Source organism: Arcicella sp., assembly GCF_964672035.1.
In genome coordinates, this window is record NZ_CBABQS010000078.1 from 1 (window position 1) to 20,985 (window position 20,985).

The 20,985-nt window shown below is 35.4% G+C and carries 20 protein-coding genes and 1 rRNA gene; 12 read left to right on the forward strand and 9 right to left on the reverse strand.

Annotated features, from left to right (window positions below; translation table 11 throughout):
• Window positions 1-963, reverse strand: a 963-nt coding sequence (locus AC1W31_RS16850; protein ID WP_481735653.1) for a hypothetical protein, incomplete at its 3' end; no start/stop codon positions are given.
• A 202-nt stretch (window positions 964-1,165) separates the two neighbouring features.
• Entirely contained in the window at window positions 1,166-3,706 is a 2,541-nt protein-coding gene (locus AC1W31_RS16855; protein WP_481735654.1) for an OmpA family protein, read from the reverse strand.
• Between the two features lie 277 nt (window positions 3,707-3,983).
• Between AC1W31_RS16855 and AC1W31_RS16860 the strand changes: the two genes are divergently transcribed.
• The 4 genes from AC1W31_RS16860 to AC1W31_RS16875 all read left to right on the forward strand — a co-directional run bounded on the left by AC1W31_RS16860 (window position 3,984) and on the right by AC1W31_RS16875 (window position 7,337).
• Window positions 3,984-4,562 carry a ribonuclease HII gene (locus tag AC1W31_RS16860; RefSeq protein ID WP_481735655.1) on the forward strand — a complete coding sequence of 193 codons (579 nt, stop codon included), beginning with the start codon at window positions 3,984-3,986 and terminating at the stop codon, window positions 4,560-4,562.
• Window positions 4,563-4,591: 29 nt separating this feature from the next.
• Window positions 4,592-4,918 (forward strand): HigA family addiction module antitoxin, encoded by a 327-nt coding sequence (locus tag AC1W31_RS16865; RefSeq protein ID WP_481735656.1) that lies wholly within the window; start codon window positions 4,592-4,594, stop codon window positions 4,916-4,918.
• A 70-nt stretch (window positions 4,919-4,988) separates the two neighbouring features.
• Window positions 4,989-6,473, forward strand: coding sequence for a GH3 auxin-responsive promoter family protein (locus AC1W31_RS16870; RefSeq protein ID WP_481735657.1), 1,485 nt, complete (start codon window positions 4,989-4,991; stop codon window positions 6,471-6,473).
• A 210-nt stretch (window positions 6,474-6,683) separates the two neighbouring features.
• Window positions 6,684-7,337 (forward strand): hypothetical protein, encoded by a 654-nt coding sequence (locus tag AC1W31_RS16875; RefSeq protein WP_481735658.1) that lies wholly within the window; start codon window positions 6,684-6,686, stop codon window positions 7,335-7,337.
• Window positions 7,338-7,431: 94 nt separating this feature from the next.
• On the opposite strand, the gene AC1W31_RS16880 is transcribed toward AC1W31_RS16875, so the two are convergent.
• A complete protein-coding gene (locus tag AC1W31_RS16880) occupies window positions 7,432-8,127 on the reverse strand; it encodes an AlbA family DNA-binding domain-containing protein (RefSeq protein WP_481735659.1) in 696 nt (231 codons plus the stop codon).
• Window positions 8,128-8,391: 264 nt separating this feature from the next.
• On the opposite strand from AC1W31_RS16880, the gene AC1W31_RS16885 reads away from it, so the two are divergent.
• From AC1W31_RS16885 to AC1W31_RS16905, 5 genes are all read left to right on the forward strand, one after another.
• Window positions 8,392-9,072: a phosphoadenylyl-sulfate reductase gene (locus AC1W31_RS16885; RefSeq protein ID WP_481735660.1), complete on the forward strand. Its 681-nt coding sequence runs from the start codon at window positions 8,392-8,394 to the stop codon at window positions 9,070-9,072.
• A gap of 178 nt (window positions 9,073-9,250) precedes the next feature.
• Window positions 9,251-10,165, forward strand: coding sequence for a sulfate adenylyltransferase subunit CysD (cysD, locus tag AC1W31_RS16890; RefSeq protein ID WP_481735661.1), 915 nt, complete (start codon window positions 9,251-9,253; stop codon window positions 10,163-10,165).
• A gap of 65 nt (window positions 10,166-10,230) precedes the next feature.
• Entirely contained in the window at window positions 10,231-11,475 is a 1,245-nt protein-coding gene (locus AC1W31_RS16895) for a sulfate adenylyltransferase subunit 1 (protein ID WP_481735662.1), read from the forward strand.
• A 105-nt stretch (window positions 11,476-11,580) separates the two neighbouring features.
• Window positions 11,581-12,075, forward strand: a complete 495-nt coding sequence (locus tag AC1W31_RS16900) for a hypothetical protein (protein WP_481735663.1) — start codon at window positions 11,581-11,583, stop codon at window positions 12,073-12,075.
• Window positions 12,076-12,081: 6 nt separating this feature from the next.
• Window positions 12,082-12,567 (forward strand): GAF domain-containing protein, encoded by a 486-nt coding sequence (locus AC1W31_RS16905; protein ID WP_481735664.1) that lies wholly within the window; start codon window positions 12,082-12,084, stop codon window positions 12,565-12,567.
• Between the two features lie 46 nt (window positions 12,568-12,613).
• Here the strand turns inward: AC1W31_RS16905 and ruvB are convergent, their stop codons facing one another.
• The gene (gene ruvB / locus AC1W31_RS16910) at window positions 12,614-13,639 is read right to left on the reverse strand and encodes a Holliday junction branch migration DNA helicase RuvB (protein WP_481735665.1); all 1,026 of its coding nucleotides are present in this window, start codon (window positions 13,637-13,639) and stop codon (window positions 12,614-12,616) included.
• Window positions 13,640-13,890: 251 nt separating this feature from the next.
• On the opposite strand from ruvB, the gene AC1W31_RS16915 reads away from it, so the two are divergent.
• A complete protein-coding gene (locus AC1W31_RS16915) occupies window positions 13,891-14,592 on the forward strand; it encodes an MIP/aquaporin family protein (protein ID WP_481735666.1) in 702 nt (233 codons plus the stop codon).
• 71 nt (window positions 14,593-14,663) lie between these two features.
• Here AC1W31_RS16915 and AC1W31_RS16920 read toward each other — a convergent pair whose 3' ends face one another.
• Window positions 14,664-14,978: a hypothetical protein gene (locus tag AC1W31_RS16920; RefSeq protein ID WP_481735667.1), complete on the reverse strand. Its 315-nt coding sequence runs from the start codon at window positions 14,976-14,978 to the stop codon at window positions 14,664-14,666.
• A 425-nt stretch (window positions 14,979-15,403) separates the two neighbouring features.
• Between AC1W31_RS16920 and AC1W31_RS16925 the strand changes: the two genes are divergently transcribed.
• Window positions 15,404-16,168: a tetratricopeptide repeat protein gene (locus AC1W31_RS16925; RefSeq protein WP_481735668.1), complete on the forward strand. Its 765-nt coding sequence runs from the start codon at window positions 15,404-15,406 to the stop codon at window positions 16,166-16,168.
• A gap of 27 nt (window positions 16,169-16,195) precedes the next feature.
• Here AC1W31_RS16925 and cobA read toward each other — a convergent pair whose 3' ends face one another.
• Window positions 16,196-16,975: a uroporphyrinogen-III C-methyltransferase gene (cobA, locus tag AC1W31_RS16930; RefSeq protein ID WP_481735669.1), complete on the reverse strand. Its 780-nt coding sequence runs from the start codon at window positions 16,973-16,975 to the stop codon at window positions 16,196-16,198.
• Between the two features lie 9 nt (window positions 16,976-16,984).
• Complete coding sequence (locus AC1W31_RS16935; protein ID WP_481735670.1) at window positions 16,985-19,087, reverse strand: nitrite reductase; 2,103 nt, start codon at window positions 19,085-19,087, stop codon at window positions 16,985-16,987.
• A gap of 341 nt (window positions 19,088-19,428) precedes the next feature.
• Between AC1W31_RS16935 and AC1W31_RS16940 the strand changes: the two genes are divergently transcribed.
• Window positions 19,429-19,848 carry a hypothetical protein gene (locus tag AC1W31_RS16940; protein WP_481735671.1) on the forward strand — a complete coding sequence of 140 codons (420 nt, stop codon included), beginning with the start codon at window positions 19,429-19,431 and terminating at the stop codon, window positions 19,846-19,848.
• A 63-nt stretch (window positions 19,849-19,911) separates the two neighbouring features.
• On the opposite strand, the gene AC1W31_RS16945 is transcribed toward AC1W31_RS16940, so the two are convergent.
• Both AC1W31_RS16945 and rrf read right to left on the reverse strand, forming a co-directional pair.
• Window positions 19,912-20,700, reverse strand: coding sequence for a hypothetical protein (locus AC1W31_RS16945; protein WP_481735672.1), 789 nt, complete (start codon window positions 20,698-20,700; stop codon window positions 19,912-19,914).
• A gap of 201 nt (window positions 20,701-20,901) precedes the next feature.
• Window positions 20,902-20,985: ribosomal RNA gene (rrf, locus tag AC1W31_RS16950) — 5S ribosomal RNA — on the reverse strand; the annotation flags it as partial.

Consider the following 20,985-nt stretch of genomic DNA (forward strand, 5'->3'; position numbering starts at 1 on the left):
CGTTGATTCTGCGAGAGATTTATAGATATTTAAACCCGCTTTTGATTTTGCATTATCTAACTTATAGGCCGATGGCGCATCTAAAACGGTATAACGTTCTTTGCCGTTACGCACTTTTTTGGCTAATTCAAAAGGCACGCCTCCGATGATAAAACATAGATTACGTTTATCTGACGGAACTTGTTTTGCTTTGGCTTGAACTTCCGCTGTAACAGCTTCATCCGTAGTACCTTTTTCAAAATATTTTGCTCCGTAAGTTTCTACCGAAGAAATTTTAGTACCTTCTTTCCAAGAGATTTTAGTATTTCCTGAGCCAATATCTGCTACAAAAGAATTATCAGCAAACTTGGCAGGTTGAACACATTTCAAACCCAATTGTCCTTCTTTTTCGGGGGTAACGGTGTTTACAAAGTATTTTAAAGATTTCAATACGTTAATAATCTTTTGCGTTCCTTCCGATTTTAAAGCTCCCGAACTTACCACGAAGTGAATATCACGTCCGCTAACGCCATAATCCAACATTCCACCGATATATTTTTTCAATCCAATTCTGATGTCATCATCCGAAGCCATATTTTCCATGACCAAGCTATTGCCAAATTCAGCTTTTTCTTGTTTCCAGTTTTTATCAGCATCAATTCTGATGATAAATGAATTAAAACCAGATGCTCCTAATTCAACAACGCCTTTCAATTTTCCAGCCACAGGGCCAGGAGGCGTGTAATCGAAAGTAGGTTTTTGTCCACCATCAGAAGCTGATGACTGCGAATCTGATGAGCTACTACTTGATTCTGAAGAACTTGCCGAACTCGATTCTGGAGTTGTAGCAGCAATTTCAGTTTTAGTTTCAGGAGCTAATTTTTTGAGGGCTTCTTGTCCTCCAAACATCTTAAAGCCAAAATAAATAGCTCCAATAATAAGGGCGGTGATAATTAATCTGCCCGCAACGGTTAATCTTTGCATGATTGATTTTTTTAACGGTAAGTATCTTTTAAAAACTTAAATATACCCTAAATTAAACAATCTCTTTATTCCTTACAATTTTGATTAGGTTGTTTGGTAAATTGGTCTTGTAAATTTGTGATTTTTGAGGATGAAATTAAGAATTGTCCATAAAAAAAGACAAATGATTGCTCATCTGCCTTAGGGTAATTTTATGATTGTACTATTCTGCTCGTACTTTAATAATCTTCACCGTAGTTCTACGGTTTTTTTGATGTTCGGCTTCGGTGCAACTTACACCGTCCACGCAAGTATTCACTAAATCACTTTCTCCGTATCCTTTTGCCAACATTCTGCTTTTATCAATGCCTTTTTTAGCAATATAATCAACGGCTGCTTGAGCTCTTTTTTCCGAAAGATTCATATTGTCTTGTGCTTCTCCACGACTGTCTGTGTGCGAACCTAACTCAATTACCATCGAAGGGAATTTTTGTAAGGTTGCCGCTAATTTATCTAATTCACGAGCGGCATCTTTACGGATTCCAGCTTTGTTTGAATCATAATAAATATTATCCATCGTGATTAAATCGCCTTCTTTAAAAAGCCCTAAACCCAAAGAAATTTCTTTCGCTTTGCCCTTTTTTACTTTCTTGATTTTATTAACGTTTGTTCCATAACCATCTTTTGAAACCTCCAAGGTATAATCACAACCATCAGTCATATTGAAGGCGTAAACCCCATCTGGACCCGTCATTACTTGCTGGGTTGTATTGTCACAATCATTTTTAAAAATTACTAAAACGCCTTCAATTGGTGTTTTTTCGACTTCTGTTTTTACTACTCCTTTCAATAAAGACTTCTTTTTTGTCAGTGATTCAGGTTTATATACAGGTGCCGATACTGGAGTAACCACTACTTTTTCGATAACTGCTTGTGGTTCAGGCTCTGGCTCAACGATTTGGACTTTCATCAAAGGCACTTCTAAGCGTGAGGGTTCATCATCGGCTTCGCCTTTCGTTGAATATCCTACAAAGTTTGTCACATAACCTTCTTTGCCAATTTTCATTGAATAATCTAAATTCTGTCCTGTACAAAATTTCAAGTTTCCGTTTTTATCCGTTTTCTTTTTCTCAAGAATTCCTCCTTTGGGATTGATTTCTACATCAGTGTCAGCAATGGGTTCTTTGGTTTCGGGGTCAAAAATACTGACTGTCATTTCACGACAATCATACGCAGAACCTACCTCACGAGAGAAACGATAAATATCATCGTCTTCACCACGTTTGCGGTCGGAACTAAAATAACCCGTCTTACGATTTCCATCGGTAATAATACCAAAATCATCATTAGGTGAGTTGAAAGGTTCGCCCAAACCTAATGGTTTATTGGTATTTGCACCGTTTTTCATTTCTACGAAAAACAAATCTAAACCACCTTCTCCACCCCAACCATCGGATGAATAATACAAGTTTCCTTTGTCATCCACGAATGGAAAAGCGTCAACACCCTTTGAGTTAACGTCTTTTCCTAAGTTTTTGGGTTCGCCCCAGTTGCCATTTTTATAGTCAACTACCCAAACGTCCATCCCTCCAAAACCACCTTCACGGTCGGATGCAAAGTATAATAATTTCTCATCTTTCGACCACGATGGGTGAGCTGTTGAGAATTCATCATCGTTAAATGGTAATTCTGTAGCTTCTCCCCAAGCTCCATTTACGTTTTCGGCAACATAGAGTTTTAATTTTGTTACGTTATCCTCACTTGCTCCTTTTTCGCCCGCATTATAGTTATTTCTCGTAAAAATAATTTGAGAAAAATCTTTGCTAAATGTGGCTGGTCCTTCGTGAAATTTGGTGTTTAATGTTTTACTAAATATTTCAGATTCAGCAATCTGTCCTTTTACTTTGGCAACGGCATCATCCGTTCCACCGAAAAAATTTAAGGTTTTTGAATCATTTGCCGTTGGACGAGAATAATAATCATTACCTAAAGATTTAATACCACCCGATGTAATTCTCTTCGGTTTTTTAGCATTTCCATCACTTCCTAAACCTTGAACATTACTAATATCGCTTAGATAAAATAAGTCTAAATATCCCCCTTTCTCATTCAAAAGGCTCGTGCCAGAACCTTTACCCGAACAATAAACAATACCGTCACGGTAATACATTGGGCTAAATTCTGGATTGGCCGTATTAAAATCCAAGAAATCAATCTTATATTTTCCTTTACCACTGGTCAAAGCTGAAACATCTTCCGATATTTTGGCAGTAGAAACGGTTTTTATTGAATTGACCGACTGTCCTTCAATAACTTGTGAAGTACTAAATTTATCGTAATATTCTTGTGATTCTTTATACTTTCCGTTTTCCGCTAAAACTTGGGCAAATTGCAAGTAGAAATTCGTATTATCGCCCATCAAATCAGAGTTTGAGGCAAACACTTGACGAAATACTCGTTCGGCATTTGTTCCATCTTTAGCTTGCTTATAGCTACTGGCCAACTTCAATAAAACAGATAATTTGTCGGCCTCTGAAAGTGTGGCAGAACCATCTTTCAACACCGCTTCAAACTTCTGAATGGCAGTCGGAAAACTTCGTAATTCAAAATGACGCATGGCATCATTCAACAACGGATTTGCTTGTTGGGCAAAAACATTACTCAAAAGAGCAGTCGCCAACGTGAGGGTAAGTCCAATTTTTCTTAACTTAGGCATTGTGTTAGTATCGTAAGTCCTTGTGTGTCCTAACAATTTTCGTTCCATGAATGTATTTCGGAGATTTTTTTCATACGAGTAAGGATTTTTGATGGGCAATTTAGGCGGATTTCTAATAAAAACGTATAGTTATCCACAAAAATTATAGCATAAATCGTGCCAAAAAGCTATGCGCATTAAGTTGTAAGCTAAAAACGTAAAGCATTGAGGTTTAAGTAGTAGGTATATTATTTTGGCCTTTAAATGTAACGTATTGATTTGAAATTATTTAAAAAAACTAATAAAGAAGCTATCGCTCAGAGCTCAAAAATGAGGCCTAAAATTGATGTTAAAAAGTTTTTATAACGAATCCTTCATTGAAGCAGGGTTGGACGAAGCAGGTCGTGGTTGTCTATCGGGGCCAGTTGTGGCTTCGGCTGTAATTTTACCCAAATATTATCAGCATAAATTATTAAATGATTCAAAACAATTAACCAAGAAACAGCGTGAAACCTTGCGGGTGGATATTATGCGTGATGCCCTCGCTTATGAAATTGCGGAAGTATCCAATCAAGAAATTGATGAAATAAATATCTTAAAAGCCAGCATGAAAGCCATGCACTTGGCGGTGGATAAACTGACAATACGCCCTGAACATTTATTGATTGACGGTAATCGTTTTCCTATTTATCCACTCATTCCCCACACTTGCATTGTAAAAGGAGATACTAAGTTTTTATCCATTGCAGCGGCTTCCATTTTGGCAAAAACCTATCGGGATGATTTAATGGAAAACCTTGCCAAAAAATTTCCACAATACGGGTGGGAGCAAAATGCGGGCTATCCAACGCTAAAACACCGTAATGCCATTAAAGAGTTTGGGGTAACAGTTCATCATCGGTTGACATATCGGTTTGAGAGATAAAGTTTATTACTTTTGTAAAAAATAATGTCATGCTAAAAAGAGGAATGAAGCCTGTACATCCAGGCGTTTTAATTCGTGAAAATATAGAAGGTTTACGTTCAGAAGGCAAAGATGTTACGATTGAAGATGTAGCAAATGCCCTTGGAATTACTCGTAAAACACTTTCAAATGTTATGAATGGTCATCAAGGAATTAGTCCTGCGATGGCAATTCGTTTATCAGAATGCTTTGGAACAACCGCTAAATTTTGGCTGAATGTGCAAAGAAGTTATGATTTATTTGAAGCTGAGAAAACGGTTCAACGTCAAAATATAGTTCACCTTTGGGAACATCCTTTGATGGTTGAAATAGTTTAAAATGCTTATTAAAATTAAACTCCGCACGCTGAAACGAAGCGTCGTCCGCTCTAAACTCCACACTCCAAAAATGTCCCTCCGCTCAATACTCGCTAAACCTTTTGCCTCATACGTCGTTAATAATCGTCGAAAATGGGAAGAACGTGCCGTTGAAACGCAACTCAATTTAATGAAATCTTTAGTTTCTGAAGCTTCACCCACGCTTTTTGGAAAAGATAATCATTTTTCAGAAATAAAGAATTATCAGGATTTTACGCAATCTGTTAAAGTTCAAGATTACGAAAATTTAAAACCATACATCGAAAAAGTAGTCGCTGGCGAACCTGATATTTTGTGGAAAGGAAAACCCTTATATTTCGCTAAAACTTCGGGTACGACTTCGGGCGTAAAATATATTCCTATCTCCAAAGAATCCATCGGTTTTCATATCAATGGAGCGAGAGATGCCCTTTTAAGTTATGTTCACGAAACGGGTAATTCAAAATTCTTAGATAAAAATCTCATGTTTTTGTCGGGTTCGCCAGAGATGTACCAAAAAAATGGCATCTTCGTTGGACGACTTTCGGGCATTGTGAATCATCATGTGCCTGGGTATTTACGAAGCAACCAAATGCCAAGTTATGAGACAAATTGCATCGAAGATTGGGAAACAAAACTTGAAAAAATTATAGATGAGACGATTGACAAACCGATGTCATTAATTTCAGGAATTCCACCTTGGGTACAGATGTATTTCGACCGTATTCAGGCTCGTACAGGGAAGAAAATTAAAGACGTTTTTCCAGAATTTTCACTCTTTGTTTATGGTGGAGTAAACTTTGAACCTTACCGTGCAAAACTCTATGAATCAATTGGTTGCAAGATAGATTCTATTGAGACATACCCCGCTTCAGAAGGATTTATTGCTTATCAAGATACCCAAAATGAAGAAGGACTTTTGATGTTATTAAATTCAGGTGTTTTCTATGAATTTATCCCCGCTGAAGACTATTTTAAGCCTAATCCAAGAAGGTTACATATAGGAGAAGTACAATTAGGCGTAAATTATGCGATTGTGATGAATACCAATGCTGGACTTTGGGGATATTCTATCGGTGACACCGTAAAGTTTGTTTCGTTGAATCCATATCGCATCGTAGTTTCGGGTAGAATTAAGCATTTTATTTCTGCATTTGGCGAACACGTAATAGGTGAGGAGGTTGAAAAAGCCATGCAATATGCCATGCAACGACAACCCGGTACGGAATTAGTTGAATTTACGGTTGCTCCACAAGTAAGCCCACCCGAAGGCGGATTGCCTTACCACGAATGGTTAGTTGAGTTTTCGCAAAAACCGCAAAATATGGAATTATTCGCCCAAGATGTAAATCAAAAATTATCAGAATTGAATATTTATTATCAAGATTTAATGGTCGGAAATATTCTTAGACCTTTGAAAATCAAATCATTGACCCGAAATTCTTTTATTGATTACATGAAAAAAGAAGGGAAATTGGGAGGACAAAATAAAGTGCCAAGATTATCCAATGATAGAGGAATTGCGGATAAATTGTGATTTACTTTAAGGGTAAAACGATTTTCTGTTCTTTATCATTTGAAGTTGAGTAAATAAATGGTTTATTCACTCATAAACTTTTAATGCATAAACTTTTTTACTCTTTAATTAATTGACAATCAACCGAGTAGCGTAATAAATAATTTCCTATATTCGTTAAATGTTTTCAAGTAAAATAGATTTATCAAACTTCAAAACCTGCCAAACGATATGAAAAAACTATTACTAATTTTCTTATTCATACCTTTCTTAACGACTGCTCAAATCCAAGTTAGCACAAGTTTTAGTTATGTAGTTGAAAAAGGCTTTGGCAATGAAACAAATTTTGCAGGTTCGGGCTTTGAATTAAGCCTTCGCAAGCACCTATCCGACAAATTCAGGACGACTGCCACATTGGGAATTTACGATATGAGGGTTGCTTTAATTGCCGTTTCTAATTACGATTATACCTCAAAAACTTATGGACATTCTTACAAAACGGTTGTTCCCATGACGATTGGTGGCGAATATTATTTGTTAAGCAAAAAATTAGTAAAACCCTTCGTAGGACTTGAAACAGGAGCTTTTTATACAAAATACGATTCTCAAATTAATGAAAACTATCGTAATTATGCCCCAAATCTACCAACTGGACAATCTTTAAATTGGGGATTTTCGCCAAGCATAGGCGTACATTTACAAGAATATGCGGATAGATTAGGAATATTTGTGAAGGTAAAATATACAGGAATAACCTACTCAGAAGGCTACAATAATTTAGTAAGTCTGAATGCGGGAATAACTTTTAAATTTGGTAAAAAAATTGGTTGGCGACCACCCGTTATCGAAGTTCCAGAAACAACGCCTTATTACGAAAAGAAGTGAAAGGAGGAATGGAAGAAAGGAAAAAGGGAGAAACGTAAGAGTGAGAGATTTTTTCTCGTTCCTCCGTTTCTCCCTTTCTTCCTATAAATTTCTCCTACACAAGATAATACCAATCCATCACTTCATCAGGTTGAATTTTCAGCACATTACTCAACACCAAAAGTACCAAAGTATGAGAAGCCGACCGAGGCGAAATTTTCGCTATTTCAGTAAATTTCTCAATCGTAATTTTTTGATTTTCAGAAAGATAAGTCATTAAAATCTTTTCTTTATCACCATAAGTAAACTTTATTCCATCTTCATTTTCACGTCTCAAAATCTGTTTTACTTCACGGCTTGCTTGTACAGAACGGTCTTTTACTCGCACATAAGCTTTACGATGTTCCTCATTTTCAAGATGAACAAAATGCGGTTTTTCCTTGCTTTTAGGAATTGTAAAAACCAGTACATCACGCTCATCCGTTATCGCAATTCTTTCAAGGTCGTAATGAATAGGCGGATAACAGTTTCGTTCAATGGCACGCACTAAAATATATTCCTCCTCATCCACAAATTTTAAACCTGGAATAGTTTTATCATCGCCCACTCCCAACAGCAATTTTCCACCCTTGCTGTTGGCAAAAGCTACAATTTCACGAATAATTTTTTCAGGATGGCTGGCTTTGAGCTTAAATTCGAGAGAACTTCCTTCCCCCTGTCGCACCAGATTTTTCAATTCCTTTACATTCATGTCCGACATACGGCTATGGCTGTCAGTCTTCTCGAAGTAGGCGGCAAGTCCCTGATTCATACGATTTATGATTGTAGGTATGCTGAAAAATTACGTAAGGATTTGTTTTAAAGATAACAGATAAATTAATACGAAAGTCTAAAAAAAGGCAAATTTTTTTTTCTTTAGAATACCGATTCAATAGACTTTATATATCTTTGTATGTAAATTTTAAATTTTGACAAATTTAATTGTTGAATTACGCATTTTTTGAGGCTAAATTTATTTTATTATTTGATTATTGGCTTCAATTACGCACCTCATTCATCAATTATTCCTTGAATAATGCAAGAATTAATCGCAAAATTGGAAAGTCTTTCTCTTGAAGACAGTTTAAAACATATCTCTGAAAACTATAAAAATGTAGTTTTTTCTACTTCTTTCGGGCAGGAAGACCAAGTAATTACCGATGCTATTTTTCGTAATGATTTGAATATCAGAGTTTTTACTTTAGATACTGGTCGCCTTTTTCAGGAAACTTACGAATTGATGGATTCTACTAAGACCAAGTATAAGAAAGAGTTTGAAACATACTTCCCAAATACTACAAGGGTAGAAGCTCTGGTGAAGGAAAAAGGTTTTAACAGTTTTTATTTTTCTGTTGAAAACCGTAAAGAATGTTGCTTTATTCGTAAAATTGAACCGTTGAAACGAGCTTTGGCAGGTGCCGAAATTTGGATTACGGGTTTACGTTCTGAGCAATCAGAGAATCGTGCCGACATGAAAATTGTTGAATGGGATGAAGGAAATAAAGTAATTAAATTTAATCCACTTATTCACTGGACTTATGAGCAAGTACTTGATTATTTGAAAGTTAATCGAGTACCCGATAATCCACTTCACCGCAAAGGATTTATTTCAATCGGTTGTTTGCCTTGTACACGTGCCATCCAAGAAGGCGAAAATCCAAGAGCAGGACGTTGGTCGTGGGAAGCCTCCCAAAAGGAATGTGGATTGCACAGTTAGTTTTCGTATTTTGATGTTCGGTTTATTTCATCGTATCAAATATCAAAATTCTTATAATCGAAATCACAATTTTAGTAAAAATAAATTAATAGATGTTTGAAAGATTTTATGACGAAAATAATTGATTTCAAATTTGGACTTCAAATCGAAAAACAAACATCGAACATCGAAACAAAATATGAATTCTGATATTCCAAAGCACGGATTTTTCCCTCGTGAACTTGAAGATGAAGCCATTTACATTCTGCGTGAAGTAGCGGCTCAATTTGAAAAACCCGCTCTAATGTTTTCGGGCGGAAAAGACTCAATCACCCTTGTTCGTTTAGCTCAAAAGGCGTTTTATCCCGGTAAAATTCCTTTTCCTTTGATTCACGTGGACACAGGACATAACTTCCCAGAAACCGTGGCATTTCGTGATTGGCTTGTTCAAGAAACGGGTGCAGAACTGATTGTGAGATATGTACAAGATTCTATCAATCAAGGAAAAGTAAAAGAAGAAACGGGCAAATATGCGTCAAGAAATGTCTTACAAACCGTAACGCTCTTGGATGCTATCGAAGAATTCAAATTTGATGCGTGTATCGGTGGTGCAAGACGTGACGAAGAAAAAGCTCGTGCCAAAGAACGTATATTCTCAGTTCGTGATGACTTCGGTCAGTGGGATTCAAAACGTCAACGTCCAGAATTGTTCGATATGTTGAACGGACGCATTGCGATTGGCGAAAACGTACGAGTTTTCCCGATTTCAAACTGGACAGAATTGGACGTTTGGAATTATATTAAAGAAGAAGAAATGGCAATTCCGTCAATTTATTATTCTCACCAACGCCAAGTAATTGAGCGTGACGGAATGTTATGGGCTGATTCTGAACACCTTAACAAAGATGCAGACGAAATTCCTTTCGAAGCAACTGTCCGTTTCCGTACCGTTGGCGATATGACTTGTACGGCTGCTGTAGCTTCAGAAGCAGTTGAATTAGATGATATTATCGGTGAAATTCTTGCTGCCGAAATCTCAGAACGTGGTGCCAGAATCGACGATAAACGCTCGGAAGCTGCTATGGAAAAACGTAAACAACAAGGATATTTTTAGAAATTATGAGTTATGAATTATTTTAAATAGACTAATTCATAACTCATAATTCATAATTTCAAAAGATGGATATTTTAAGAATTGCAACCGCTGGTTCGGTAGATGATGGCAAAAGCACATTAATCGGACGACTTTTATACGAAACAAAGTCAATCACTAAAGATAAAATTGAAGCATTAGAAATGGCTTCAAAACGTAAAGGCTTAGATTTCCTTGATCTCTCTTTATTAACTGACGGACTTATCGCCGAACGTGAACAAGGTATCACGATTGACGTAGCCAATATTTATTTCTCAACGCCACAACGCAAATACATCATTGCGGATACCCCAGGTCACTTTGAATATACTCGTAACATGGTTACGGGAGCATCGAATACCAAGGTTTCCATGATTTTGATTGATGCTCGTAATGGTGTTTTGGAACAAACTTTCCGTCACTTTTTCATCGCCTCGATGTTACGCATTCCGAAAGTAATTGTGTGTGTAAATAAGATGGATTTGGTGGGATATTCGGAAGAAAAATTCAACGCAATCAAAGCTGACATTCAAGCCATTGCCAATAAAGTTTCTTTTGAAGGACAAGAAGTTACCTTTATTCCAATGTCGTCTTTATACGGACAAAATATTTCGATTCAAGCAACTGAAATGCCTTGGTACGCTGGTTTACCTTTATTGGCTGAATTAGAATCGACTTCTTTTGACGAAATCAAAAAGCCTGCTCGTTTCCCAGTTCAGTTTGTGGTTAGACCTAAAACGGAAGAATTTCACGATTATAGAGGTTATGCAGGAAAAATTGCTTCGGGTTCATTCTCAGTTGGCGAAGAAATAACCGTTTTACCAACGGGACAAACTTCTAAAATTGCGACCATAGAGAAATTTGGAACGCAATTGCAAACCGCAGGAGCAAAAGAATCGGTAGTAATTACCTTAGCAACTGACGTGGATGTTTCTCGTGGAAATATGTTGGTGAAAGCACACAATCAACCAAACCAATTGAAAGAAATTACCGCCAGAATTTGCTGGATGGATTCTCAACCATTAGTTGCTGGAAAAACGTATATTCTTCAACACGGTATAAATGACTCCAAAGCAAAAATTATAGCTTTAAACTCAAAGATTGATGTTGTAAATCAAGACACGATTGTAGATGCCGTTTCCGAATTAAAATTGAATGAAATTGGTGAAATTACACTTAAAACTGCGAAGCCAATTTTCGCCGATAAATATGCTGAAAATCCTGCCAATGGAGCATTTATTTTGATAGATGACCAAACTAATTCAACGGCTGGGGTTGGGTTTGTTTTGTAGATATTTTTTAAAATGCCTTAATAGTTTCAAAACCCTCTTTTGAAACTATCAAGGCATTTTTCTCGTTCAATCTATACCTTAGCAAAATTATAAACAGCAAAATTCATGTTAATTCCCTTCCATAAAATGCCTGACTATGCCCGTGTATGGGTGTATCAAGCCAATAAAAACCTGACCGATTCGGAGGTACAAACAATCCAACAAGTTCTTGAAAATCAAATAAATAACTGGGCTGCTCATGGCGCTTCTTTAGCAGGTTCGGTTCAAGTTTTGCATAATCGTTTTGTAATAGTGGCAGTGGACGAAATGCAAAATCAGGCTTCTGGATGTTCTATTGACGCTTCTACTCGTTGGTTAAAAGATTTAGGTGCTGAAATGATTCTTGATTTCTTTGACCGTTCTGTTACATTTCTTCAAAATAATGAATTGCAAACGGCTGAAATAGGCAAAATAAAATCATTAGTTTCTGAAGAAATTTTAACGCCTGATACTTTAATCTTCAATAATTTAGTACCCAATATCCAAGAATTTAATAATAATTGGCACGTAAAAGCATCGGATTCTTGGATGAAAAGATATTTCCAAACTGCAACCGTTTAAAAATCCATGGCAGAGAGTTTATTAATCCCCCAAACCAGTAATCGTAAGGATATTTACGATAGCTTAATTCCTCAAATTCAAGCACTTACGGAAGGAGAAAGCGATTTAACGGCTAATCTTGCCAACATTTCCGCCGCTCTCAAAGAAGCCTTTAATTTCTTTTGGGTAGGTTTTTATTTGAAGAAAGAAAACCAATTGGTTTTAGGACCATTTCAAGGACCAATTGCTTGTACTCGTATTAATTTCAATCGTGGTGTTTGTGGACATTGCTATATGACGAAAGAAGTTATTATTGTGCCAGATGTAGAAGCTTTTCCAGATCATATTGCTTGTTCATCAGCTTCAAAATCTGAAATTGTTCTGCCAGCTCTGGATAAGAATGGAGAAGTATTTTTGGTACTTGATGTAGATTCTGATAAAATAAACGACTTTTCGGAAGTCGATTCAATTGGGCTATACGCCATCATGAAAATGATAGAGACATTTATTTGAGTTATATAAAAAAGCCAAGTCTACATTTTAAGACTTGGCTTTTTGCTTAGAATAATTGTTCCGCCCGATATTTAGGCACAATTCCTAAATGTATGTATGCTCTTTCGGTTGCCTCACGACCACGAGAAGTACGTTTCAAGAATCCTTCTTGAATTAAAAAAGGTTCATAAACTTCTTCAATGGTTTCTGCTTCTTCACCACAAGCAGTTGCAATGGTGGATAATCCAACAGGACCACCTTTAAATTTTTCAACGATGGTCGTTAAAATACGAATATCCATTTCATCTAAGCCATTTTTATCTACGTCCAATGCCAGAAGAGCCATTTCGGCAATTTCTACAGTAATTCTTCCATCGCCTTTCACTTGGGCAAAATCACGAGTTCTTCTCAAAAGATTATTAGCAATACGGGGCGTTCCACGACTTCTTCTTGCAATTTCGTAAGCTGCATCATCATTAATTGGTGTTTTTAAAATTTCACAAGAACGTTTTACAATAGAAGTCAACAATTTAGCATCATAATATTCCAAACGGCAATTAATTCCAAACCTTGCCCGTAGTGGAGACGTAAGCATTCCCGCCCGTGTGGTTGCTCCAATGAGCGTAAAAGGGTTTAAAGAAATCTGCACGCTTCTTGCATTGGGGCCCGAATCCAAGAGAATATCAATCTTGTAATCCTCCATTGCCGAGTATAAATATTCCTCAACAATTGGATTCAGTCGGTGAATTTCATCAATAAACAACACATCATAAGGTTGAAGATTGGTCAAAAGTCCCGCTAAATCAGAAGGTTTATCCAAAACTGGTCCCGATGTAATTTTGATATTTGCTTTTAATTCATTCGCTACGATATTTGAAAGCGTAGTTTTCCCCAAACCAGGGGGACCATGTAAAAGCACATGGTCAAGGGCTTCTTCCCGTTGACGAGCCGCCGTTACGAAGATTTTTAAATTCTCTAATATTTTATCCTGTCCCGCAAAATCTTGAAACGATAGGGGTCGTAAGGCACGTTCAATTTCTTTTTCAACATTAGAAAGGCTTTCTGTATCACCTTTCAAATAATCTTCTCGCATAATCTTAATTTAGAATTTTCTTTCTCTATTCAAAAATACGGTTATTTCTGTTCTAATAAAACAATGGAATAAGCGTTTCAGTAAATTCTACCGATTGCCTTACTACCAATCACATTAATTCTTACGTATTAACAACAATTGCCTGCTGCAAACTTTAAAACTGCCCACTTAAAAATATAGTTATTTAACAATCTTTTGCTTTAATTTGTGCAATTATTTCTGTCTAAAAATCAATTATACCACTTAAAAACATGACATCAACATTTCTCGGCGAATTTGTCGGTACTGCTGTTTTAATTTATCTCGGCAATGGCGTTGTATCAAATGTATTACTGAAGGGCTCAAAAGGAGAAGGAAGCGGTTGGATAGTAATTACGACTGGCTGGGCTTTTGCGGTGACAATTGGCATTTATATTTCCACAAAATTCGGAAGTCCCGCAGCACATCTAAATCCTGCCGTTACCATAGCAGAAGCCGTAAAATCGGGCAATTGGAGCAATGCTGGAGAGTTTATTTTAGCTCAAATTTTAGGAGCAATATTAGGTTCAACCTTAGTATGGCTTCAATATTTTCCCCATTGGGCAATTACCGAAGATAAAGGGCTCAAATTGGCTTGCTATTGCACTGCACCCGCCATCAGAAACCCCTTTGCCAATTTTATGGCTGAGTTTTTGGCTACCTGCTTAGCAATAATTGCTTTGGGTTCATTTAGTTCAATCACAACGGGTCTTGGCCCATTCATTGTGGGAATTTTAGTTTGGGCAGTTGGCTTATCTTTGGGTGGGTCAACGGGTTATGCTATTAATCCTGCCCGAGATTTAGGTCCCAGAATCGCTCATGCGATTCTACCAATTTCAGGTAAAGGTTCATCAGATTGGTCATATTCATGGATTCCAGTGGCAGGTCCCATTGCAGGAGCAATTGTAGCAGCACTGATTTTAAAGATAATTTAAAAATTTATGAGGCATAAAAAAGGGTTGTCTTGAATATTCAAAACAACCCTTTTTATGAAATTATTTTACATCTAACTCGTTGCTAAGTTAGCATTTGAAATTGAATAGCTAACTTGTGTAGTAGTAAAAGTACTCTCGCTTTTCTCGAATAAACCACTTTGCTGATATACCACAAACATCTCATAAAAATTCCCAATCATACAAACCGCAACAGTTGGCAACACCACAATCATCCAATCGAAGTAATAATTTCTTACCGATTCAAATAAAAAATTACAAGCAGTCAAAAACATTCCAATTGGGAATGTATAATACAATGAATTCAAAAAGGTTAATAAAAACACATTTTGTTTGATTTTTACAGAGGCATCGACAGTATTTATCATAATTTTACGGGAATGTTAAAATAATCCTTAAATTAGAAAAGTAAACTTAATAGATAATTATTTAAAATTCAACACCTTACGATAAATTTCAATTAGATTTTAATAGATATTATGTCAGTATAAATGACGTATTAAAATTTGAAAAATTATAGTAAATAGGTTTAAATTCCCTTTTTAAAAATAAAATTTCAATATAAATGACAGATTAAAATTTGAAAAATTATGGTCACTTTATACCCTAAATGCACGCCAAACAATATTTAACATAGCTTTGGCGTTAGAACTGTACGTAATGTAGTAAGATTTTACCTTATTATTATTTTCAAAATTCGTATTTTAATGATTTAAAAATTTCTTGTTTTTTTAATATCTGGTGTATTATATAATTTTAAAAATACATTATAATATTCACACTTTCTGAACGCTTGATTTTCCCAAATTCTGATTTATTGTACATGAAAACGCTGATTTATATTTTTATTGTTTCTTCAAGTTTCATTTCACTTGCTCAAACGCCTTTACTTCCATTGGCCAGCAATAGAGAAGTATCTAAAAAAGAAAGCTTAAATGTTGATAATCAAGACATTATCTATATACCGCTATTTGGTAGTAAGAAGAAAGCAGAAGAACAAATGATTAATTCAGCTGAATTTTTAATTCAATGTGATAAGAATTTTAAAGACCGTATTGATGCCAGTAAATTTTTCGCTGATAGAGGTTGGGAGTACTTAAATGAGGGTCTTTTGGATACTGCTACTTATCGTTTTAACCTTTGTTTTCTGCTAAATCAAGACAATTTTGATGCTTATTGGGGCTTAGGATCTGTAAGTTACCAAAAAGGGAAATATGAAGAATCCACAAAATTGCTTCGCAGAGGTTTAGAATTATCTCCAGAAAATTCTATCTTAATGATTGATATTGCAACCGTTCAATTAGCTTGTTATAAAGAAAAGAAGAATTGTGATGATATTGACGATGCGTTACGATTATTAGAAAAATCTCTTCAAATTGATGGTACAAATGCCAATGGATGGCTAAAATATTCTATTGCTGAATACCAATTAGAACACTACGAGGAAGCCTGGGAATATTTGCACAAATGTAGAATGTTGGATATTTCTTTCGTCGATACAAATTATGTGCAAGAACTTATTGCAAAACATTCTGACCCAATGGGAGTATTCAAATAAAATAGTTTCTAAATTTTATTACACCTACTAATAAGCTTCTAATTTACTATTAATCTTTTTCAAAGAAGCATATTTCACAACTTCCCCTAAAATAATTACCGCAGGATTAGATAAATTGTGTTCCCGTGCTATAATTGACAAGTCTTTCGCAAGCCCCACTCCTACTTTTTGATTCTCTGTTGTTCCATTTTGAATAATCGCTACGGGCAAATCTTGCTTTCCTAATGAAACACAAATTTGTGAAATCTGAGATAATTTACTCATGCCCATCAAAATAACAATAGTAGCAGTCGTCTGTAAAGCCCCTATTAAATCTTCAGAAAGAGAACCGTCCGTTTTTGTACCTGTAATTACCCAAAAACTCTCGCTTACTCCTCTGGTTGTTAGTGGGATACCTGCGTAGCCCGCCGCTGCAACCGATGATGATATTCCAGGAATATAAGCTGTTACTAAGCCAAAGTTTTTCGCATATTCAATCTCTTCCATTCCACGCCCAAAAATAAATGGATCGCCTCCTTTCAAGCGTACTACGTGTCCATACATATATGCTTTCTCCACAATCATAAAATTGATAGCGTCTTGTGAATGGCTTTCGCCTGGGCGTTTTCCGACGTATATTTTTTCACACGATAATTGACAATAATCTAACAATTCATCAGCAATCAAAGCATCATAAAGTACCACATCGGCACTTTTTAATGCTTTGATTGCCTTAACTGTAATCAAATCAGGATCACCAGGGCCAGCACCAACAACAGTCAGTTTAGGTCTTGGGTCTAAAGTATTGAAATATTCTAAATTATTCATTTTAAGTAATTATGCGGCAATCAACTCTTCACGGTAAACCTTTGCCAAAGCTAAAAATGCCTGAGCATCAGCGATATAAGATTTTGCAAAAGCTTGTGAAGGCTCATTTTTATTAATCTGTAATACTAATTCTTGAAAAGTTGTATCTCCTAAAACAATTTCACCTGTTACTACAAAATTTTCTTGAAATTTATCAATCACACCACTTTGAGTTGAAGCACTTACAGATTTATCTAAAAGTAAAGCTTTTGCAGCACTCACAAACACACTGTAGGCATGATAAATGGCATCAGCATAACGATTTTCTTCATAAGCAGCTTTTGTCCAATCAAATTTCTCTTCCGATTCCATCAATAAAGTAGCCACTAAGTCAATAATTACACTCGCACATTCTCCCACACCGATTTCAGTCTGAAACTGCTCTGTTCCACCCCAATCAATAAAATCATCATCTTTCAAAGTAGTCAAATCTGCCACAGGTTTCAATAAAGTATAAAAATACTTCTCTCCTTGACGGTCATAATAATCATTGAAGTATTCACCTTCTAAAGCATTTTCTTCATAATTATTCAACACGACTCTTAATACTTGAGGACCTCTTTTTGAAGGGACTTTAATTACTTTATCAGCCACACGACCAACGCCATTACCAACCGTTCCACCGCCTAAAAGTACTTGTAGAGCGGGTAAAACACGTTTATTCGCTGCTTTCAAAGATGAACCATGAAACCCAATATTTGCCATTCCATGTTGTCCACATGAATTCATGCAACCTGAAATCTTAATTTTAATTTCATTGTTGTGGATTAATTCTGGGAAATCTTCGGTAATAACAGATTCTAATTTTGAAGTGATATTAGTACTATCAGAAATAGCTAAATTACAAGTATCCGTTCCCGGACAAGCCGTAATATTCGCCATCGAATTTGCTCCAGCCGCTGCCAAATCGTGAGCTGCCAAAACCGAATAAACGTATTGCAAATTAGTTTCAGGAACAAATTTCAACATCAAACCTTGGTTAATCGTAACTCGTACATCGTCACCAATATATCCTTCTAATTGTTCAATCAAAGAACGTGAAGTTGTTGAATGAATATTTCCATTCAAAATTCTTAGATAAACTCCGTAAAAACCCTGTTGTTTCTGTTCAAATGTATTAGTAGCTTTCCACAATTCAAATGCAGACGTTGATTCTACAATATTTTCATCTTTTTTAGAAGGCATTTCATCTTCAGAAACCGACCATTTGCCTTGCTTCGTATCAATCTGAACTGATTGGTTTTTCAAAGCCTTTCTTTCGTCTTCAATCAACTTGGTAAGTGCTTCAAAACCAATTTTCTGAATCAAAAATTTAATCCGTGCTTTGTGACGAGAATTACGTTCTCCATGACGGTCAAAAACCCGTAAAGTAGCTTCTAAATAAGGAATAATTTGATCTTCTGCTAAAAACTCATATCCAACTTGAGCCAATAAAGGTTGAGCTCCTAATCCACCACCAACAACAACCTTAAAACCACGTTTACCATCTTGAATCTTTGGAATAAAACCCATATCGTGCATGTAAGTCAAAGCAGTATCTTCTTCTGTATTAGAAAACGCTATTTTAAACTTTCTGCCCATTTCTTGACAAATAGGATTTCTCAAGAAATATCTAAAAGTTGCATCCGCATAAGGGGCAATATCGAATAATTCATTTGGATCAATTCCTGTTGAAGGAGAAGCAGTTACATTACGCACAGTATTGCCACAAGCCTCACGAAGCGTAATATCATCTTCTTCCAATTTAGCCCATAATTCAGGCGTTCTGTCCAAAGAAACAAAGTGAATCTGAATGTCTTGGCGAGTGGTTAAATGAAGATTTCCAGTAGAATATTCATCCGAAATATCTGCCATTTTCTTCCATTGCTTGAACGTCATTTTCCCATAAGGCAATTTGATTCGAACCATCTGTACCCCTTGCTGACGCTGTCCATAAACACCACGAGCCAAACGAAGACTACGGAATTTCTCTTCATGAATTTTTCCTTCACGAAACATCTCTATTTTACGAGCTAAATCAACAATGTCTTTCTCTACAAGTGGATTTTCAAGTTCAGTTCTAAAACTTTGCATGGCTTTTTCTTATAATTTAAGTTAATATAAAGTAATATTAACCTTGGCTTTATTATCAAATAGAAACAGTAATTTTACAAAATACGTTTCAACTTTTTTATTAGTCTATCAAATATATAGATTTAAGGCAAAATTAAGTAAGAAATCTCTTCAATCAACGTTTTTGAGAAAAAAGTTTAGTATTCTTTTACAAAATGAAAAATATAAGTAAATTTGTCACTCAGTTAATCCTTATTGAATTTCAGTATCATTTTCCGCCCCTAATGATTGTACTTTTAAAAAAATAGCAGCTTTTGACATCATTCTTGATTTTCTCAAGTTACTATCAACCCACAAATCCCATGAAAAAAAGTTTATTAATCATCGCATCGGCTGTTTCAATGACATTGACGGGTTGCACAGACACTAAAAAAGTAACCGAAATTCAGGATCAAGTTCGTCGTTTAGAAACCCAAGTGCTGAAAGAACGCCAAGAAAATGCAGAATTAAGTAGCTTTCGTTTTAGTTTAGAAAGCCAATTCAAGAAAAAAAGTGAGGATTACGTTAAATGCCAAGAAGATAGCAAAGAGACTTTTGAGTCTTTAAGTATAAAATATAATCGTTTATTAGATGATTATAATAAACTCCAGTCATCATATAAATCATTAAATGAAACTTACGAAGCAAGTAAAGAAAACTCTACTCGTGTTATTGCTGAATTAGAAGAAAGAATGAGACAAATTAGAACTGCAAAGGGTAAACGTTATGCTCGTAGAGACTAATTTTAAAAAACAGAAAACATAAAAGAGGCTTCAATTTTAGAATTGAAGCCTCTTTTATGTTTTCTAAACACCTCTGGGAATAAAACTCCTTTTAAAGGAGAAAGTGTATTTTAGCCCCATTGATATATTAATCCAACCATCATTTAACGTATTACTATAAGAATTAACACCTGCAATAATACTTGGCTGTATTAAATTGTAGGGTGTCGTTCCATCTAATTTATCATTATTAACCCAATTATATCCCATATCAAAATTTATGGCAAAATCGTCATTTAATTTATAATCAACTTTAAATCCAAAAGGAATAACTAACTCACGAGTATAATAAATTCCAGCTTCTCCAATTCCTGATCCAGTTTGCTGAAATAAAGTAGTATGTTTTGAAGCATTTTCAGAGGTACCTCTTAAAAATTTTCCCGTTTTTAAATCATAAACATCTGTATGAAACCAAATCATACTAAATCCTCCATATAACTTCAATTCAAAAACATTTTTATTATAAGAAGTAATAAAATATCGTGAAAGATTTAAAATACCTAAAGTTTGAATTTGGAAAAAATCATTTTTGAATTCCGAATAATAAGGCTCCTTTTCTAAACCATATAAATTCCCTCCAATTATTCCAATGCCCAAATTGACTTTCTCAGAGACTCCTTTATCAATATTTAACCCATATACACCTCTAAAAGAGAAAATATCTCCCAATTCACCAACCACACTTCCTACTCCAATTGCTGGAGTAAATGATATACCATCTTCTCGATTTTCTTGCTTGAATTTTCTTTGAGAATATACTGTTGAGCTTAAAAAACAGAAAAAAAAAATTAAAATAATCAATAGTTTGAACATAGAATTACCTCCGTTGAGTAGATTAAAAATGTAAAAGTAATTTTTAATTTTTAATAAAAGGCGTAATAAAATCCATAAAATGGCAAAAAAAGACTGTAAAGGTATTTATTAATGCAAGATAAGAATTTTTAGAAGAAAACAAATAGGTGTTAACGCAGAAATCCCTTCAACAATAAAGTTAAAGGGATTTTGATTAATGGTATTTGGGGTTTATTTACTTTCCCGCATGTGATTGCAGTATCATCAACGGCAGTAGGCTTAACTTCTCTGTTCGAGATGGGAAGA

Excerpts from the sequence above, each read along its gene's own strand:
- AC1W31_RS16855 (WP_481735654.1), bottom strand. The coding sequence starts at position 3,706 with ATGGAACGAAAATTGTTAGGACACACAAGGACTTACGATACTAACACA.
- AC1W31_RS16860 (WP_481735655.1), top strand. The coding sequence starts at position 3,984 with ATGTTAAAAAGTTTTTATAACGAATCCTTCATTGAAGCAGGGTTGGAC.
- AC1W31_RS16865 (WP_481735656.1), top strand. The coding sequence starts at position 4,592 with ATGCTAAAAAGAGGAATGAAGCCTGTACATCCAGGCGTTTTAATTCGT.
- AC1W31_RS16870 (WP_481735657.1), top strand. The coding sequence starts at position 4,989 with ATGTCCCTCCGCTCAATACTCGCTAAACCTTTTGCCTCATACGTCGTT.
- AC1W31_RS16875 (WP_481735658.1), top strand. The coding sequence starts at position 6,684 with ATGAAAAAACTATTACTAATTTTCTTATTCATACCTTTCTTAACGACT.
- AC1W31_RS16880 (WP_481735659.1), bottom strand. The coding sequence starts at position 8,127 with ATGAATCAGGGACTTGCCGCCTACTTCGAGAAGACTGACAGCCATAGC.
- AC1W31_RS16885 (WP_481735660.1), top strand. The coding sequence starts at position 8,392 with ATGCAAGAATTAATCGCAAAATTGGAAAGTCTTTCTCTTGAAGACAGT.
- cysD (WP_481735661.1), top strand. The coding sequence starts at position 9,251 with ATGAATTCTGATATTCCAAAGCACGGATTTTTCCCTCGTGAACTTGAA.
- AC1W31_RS16895 (WP_481735662.1), top strand. The coding sequence starts at position 10,231 with ATGGATATTTTAAGAATTGCAACCGCTGGTTCGGTAGATGATGGCAAA.
- AC1W31_RS16900 (WP_481735663.1), top strand. The coding sequence starts at position 11,581 with ATGTTAATTCCCTTCCATAAAATGCCTGACTATGCCCGTGTATGGGTG.
- AC1W31_RS16905 (WP_481735664.1), top strand. The coding sequence starts at position 12,082 with ATGGCAGAGAGTTTATTAATCCCCCAAACCAGTAATCGTAAGGATATT.
- ruvB (WP_481735665.1), bottom strand. The coding sequence starts at position 13,639 with ATGCGAGAAGATTATTTGAAAGGTGATACAGAAAGCCTTTCTAATGTT.
- AC1W31_RS16915 (WP_481735666.1), top strand. The coding sequence starts at position 13,891 with ATGACATCAACATTTCTCGGCGAATTTGTCGGTACTGCTGTTTTAATT.
- AC1W31_RS16920 (WP_481735667.1), bottom strand. The coding sequence starts at position 14,978 with ATGATAAATACTGTCGATGCCTCTGTAAAAATCAAACAAAATGTGTTT.
- cobA (WP_481735669.1), bottom strand. The coding sequence starts at position 16,975 with ATGAATAATTTAGAATATTTCAATACTTTAGACCCAAGACCTAAACTG.
- AC1W31_RS16935 (WP_481735670.1), bottom strand. The coding sequence starts at position 19,087 with ATGCAAAGTTTTAGAACTGAACTTGAAAATCCACTTGTAGAGAAAGAC.
- AC1W31_RS16940 (WP_481735671.1), top strand. The coding sequence starts at position 19,429 with ATGAAAAAAAGTTTATTAATCATCGCATCGGCTGTTTCAATGACATTG.
- AC1W31_RS16945 (WP_481735672.1), bottom strand. The coding sequence starts at position 20,700 with ATGTTCAAACTATTGATTATTTTAATTTTTTTTTTCTGTTTTTTAAGC.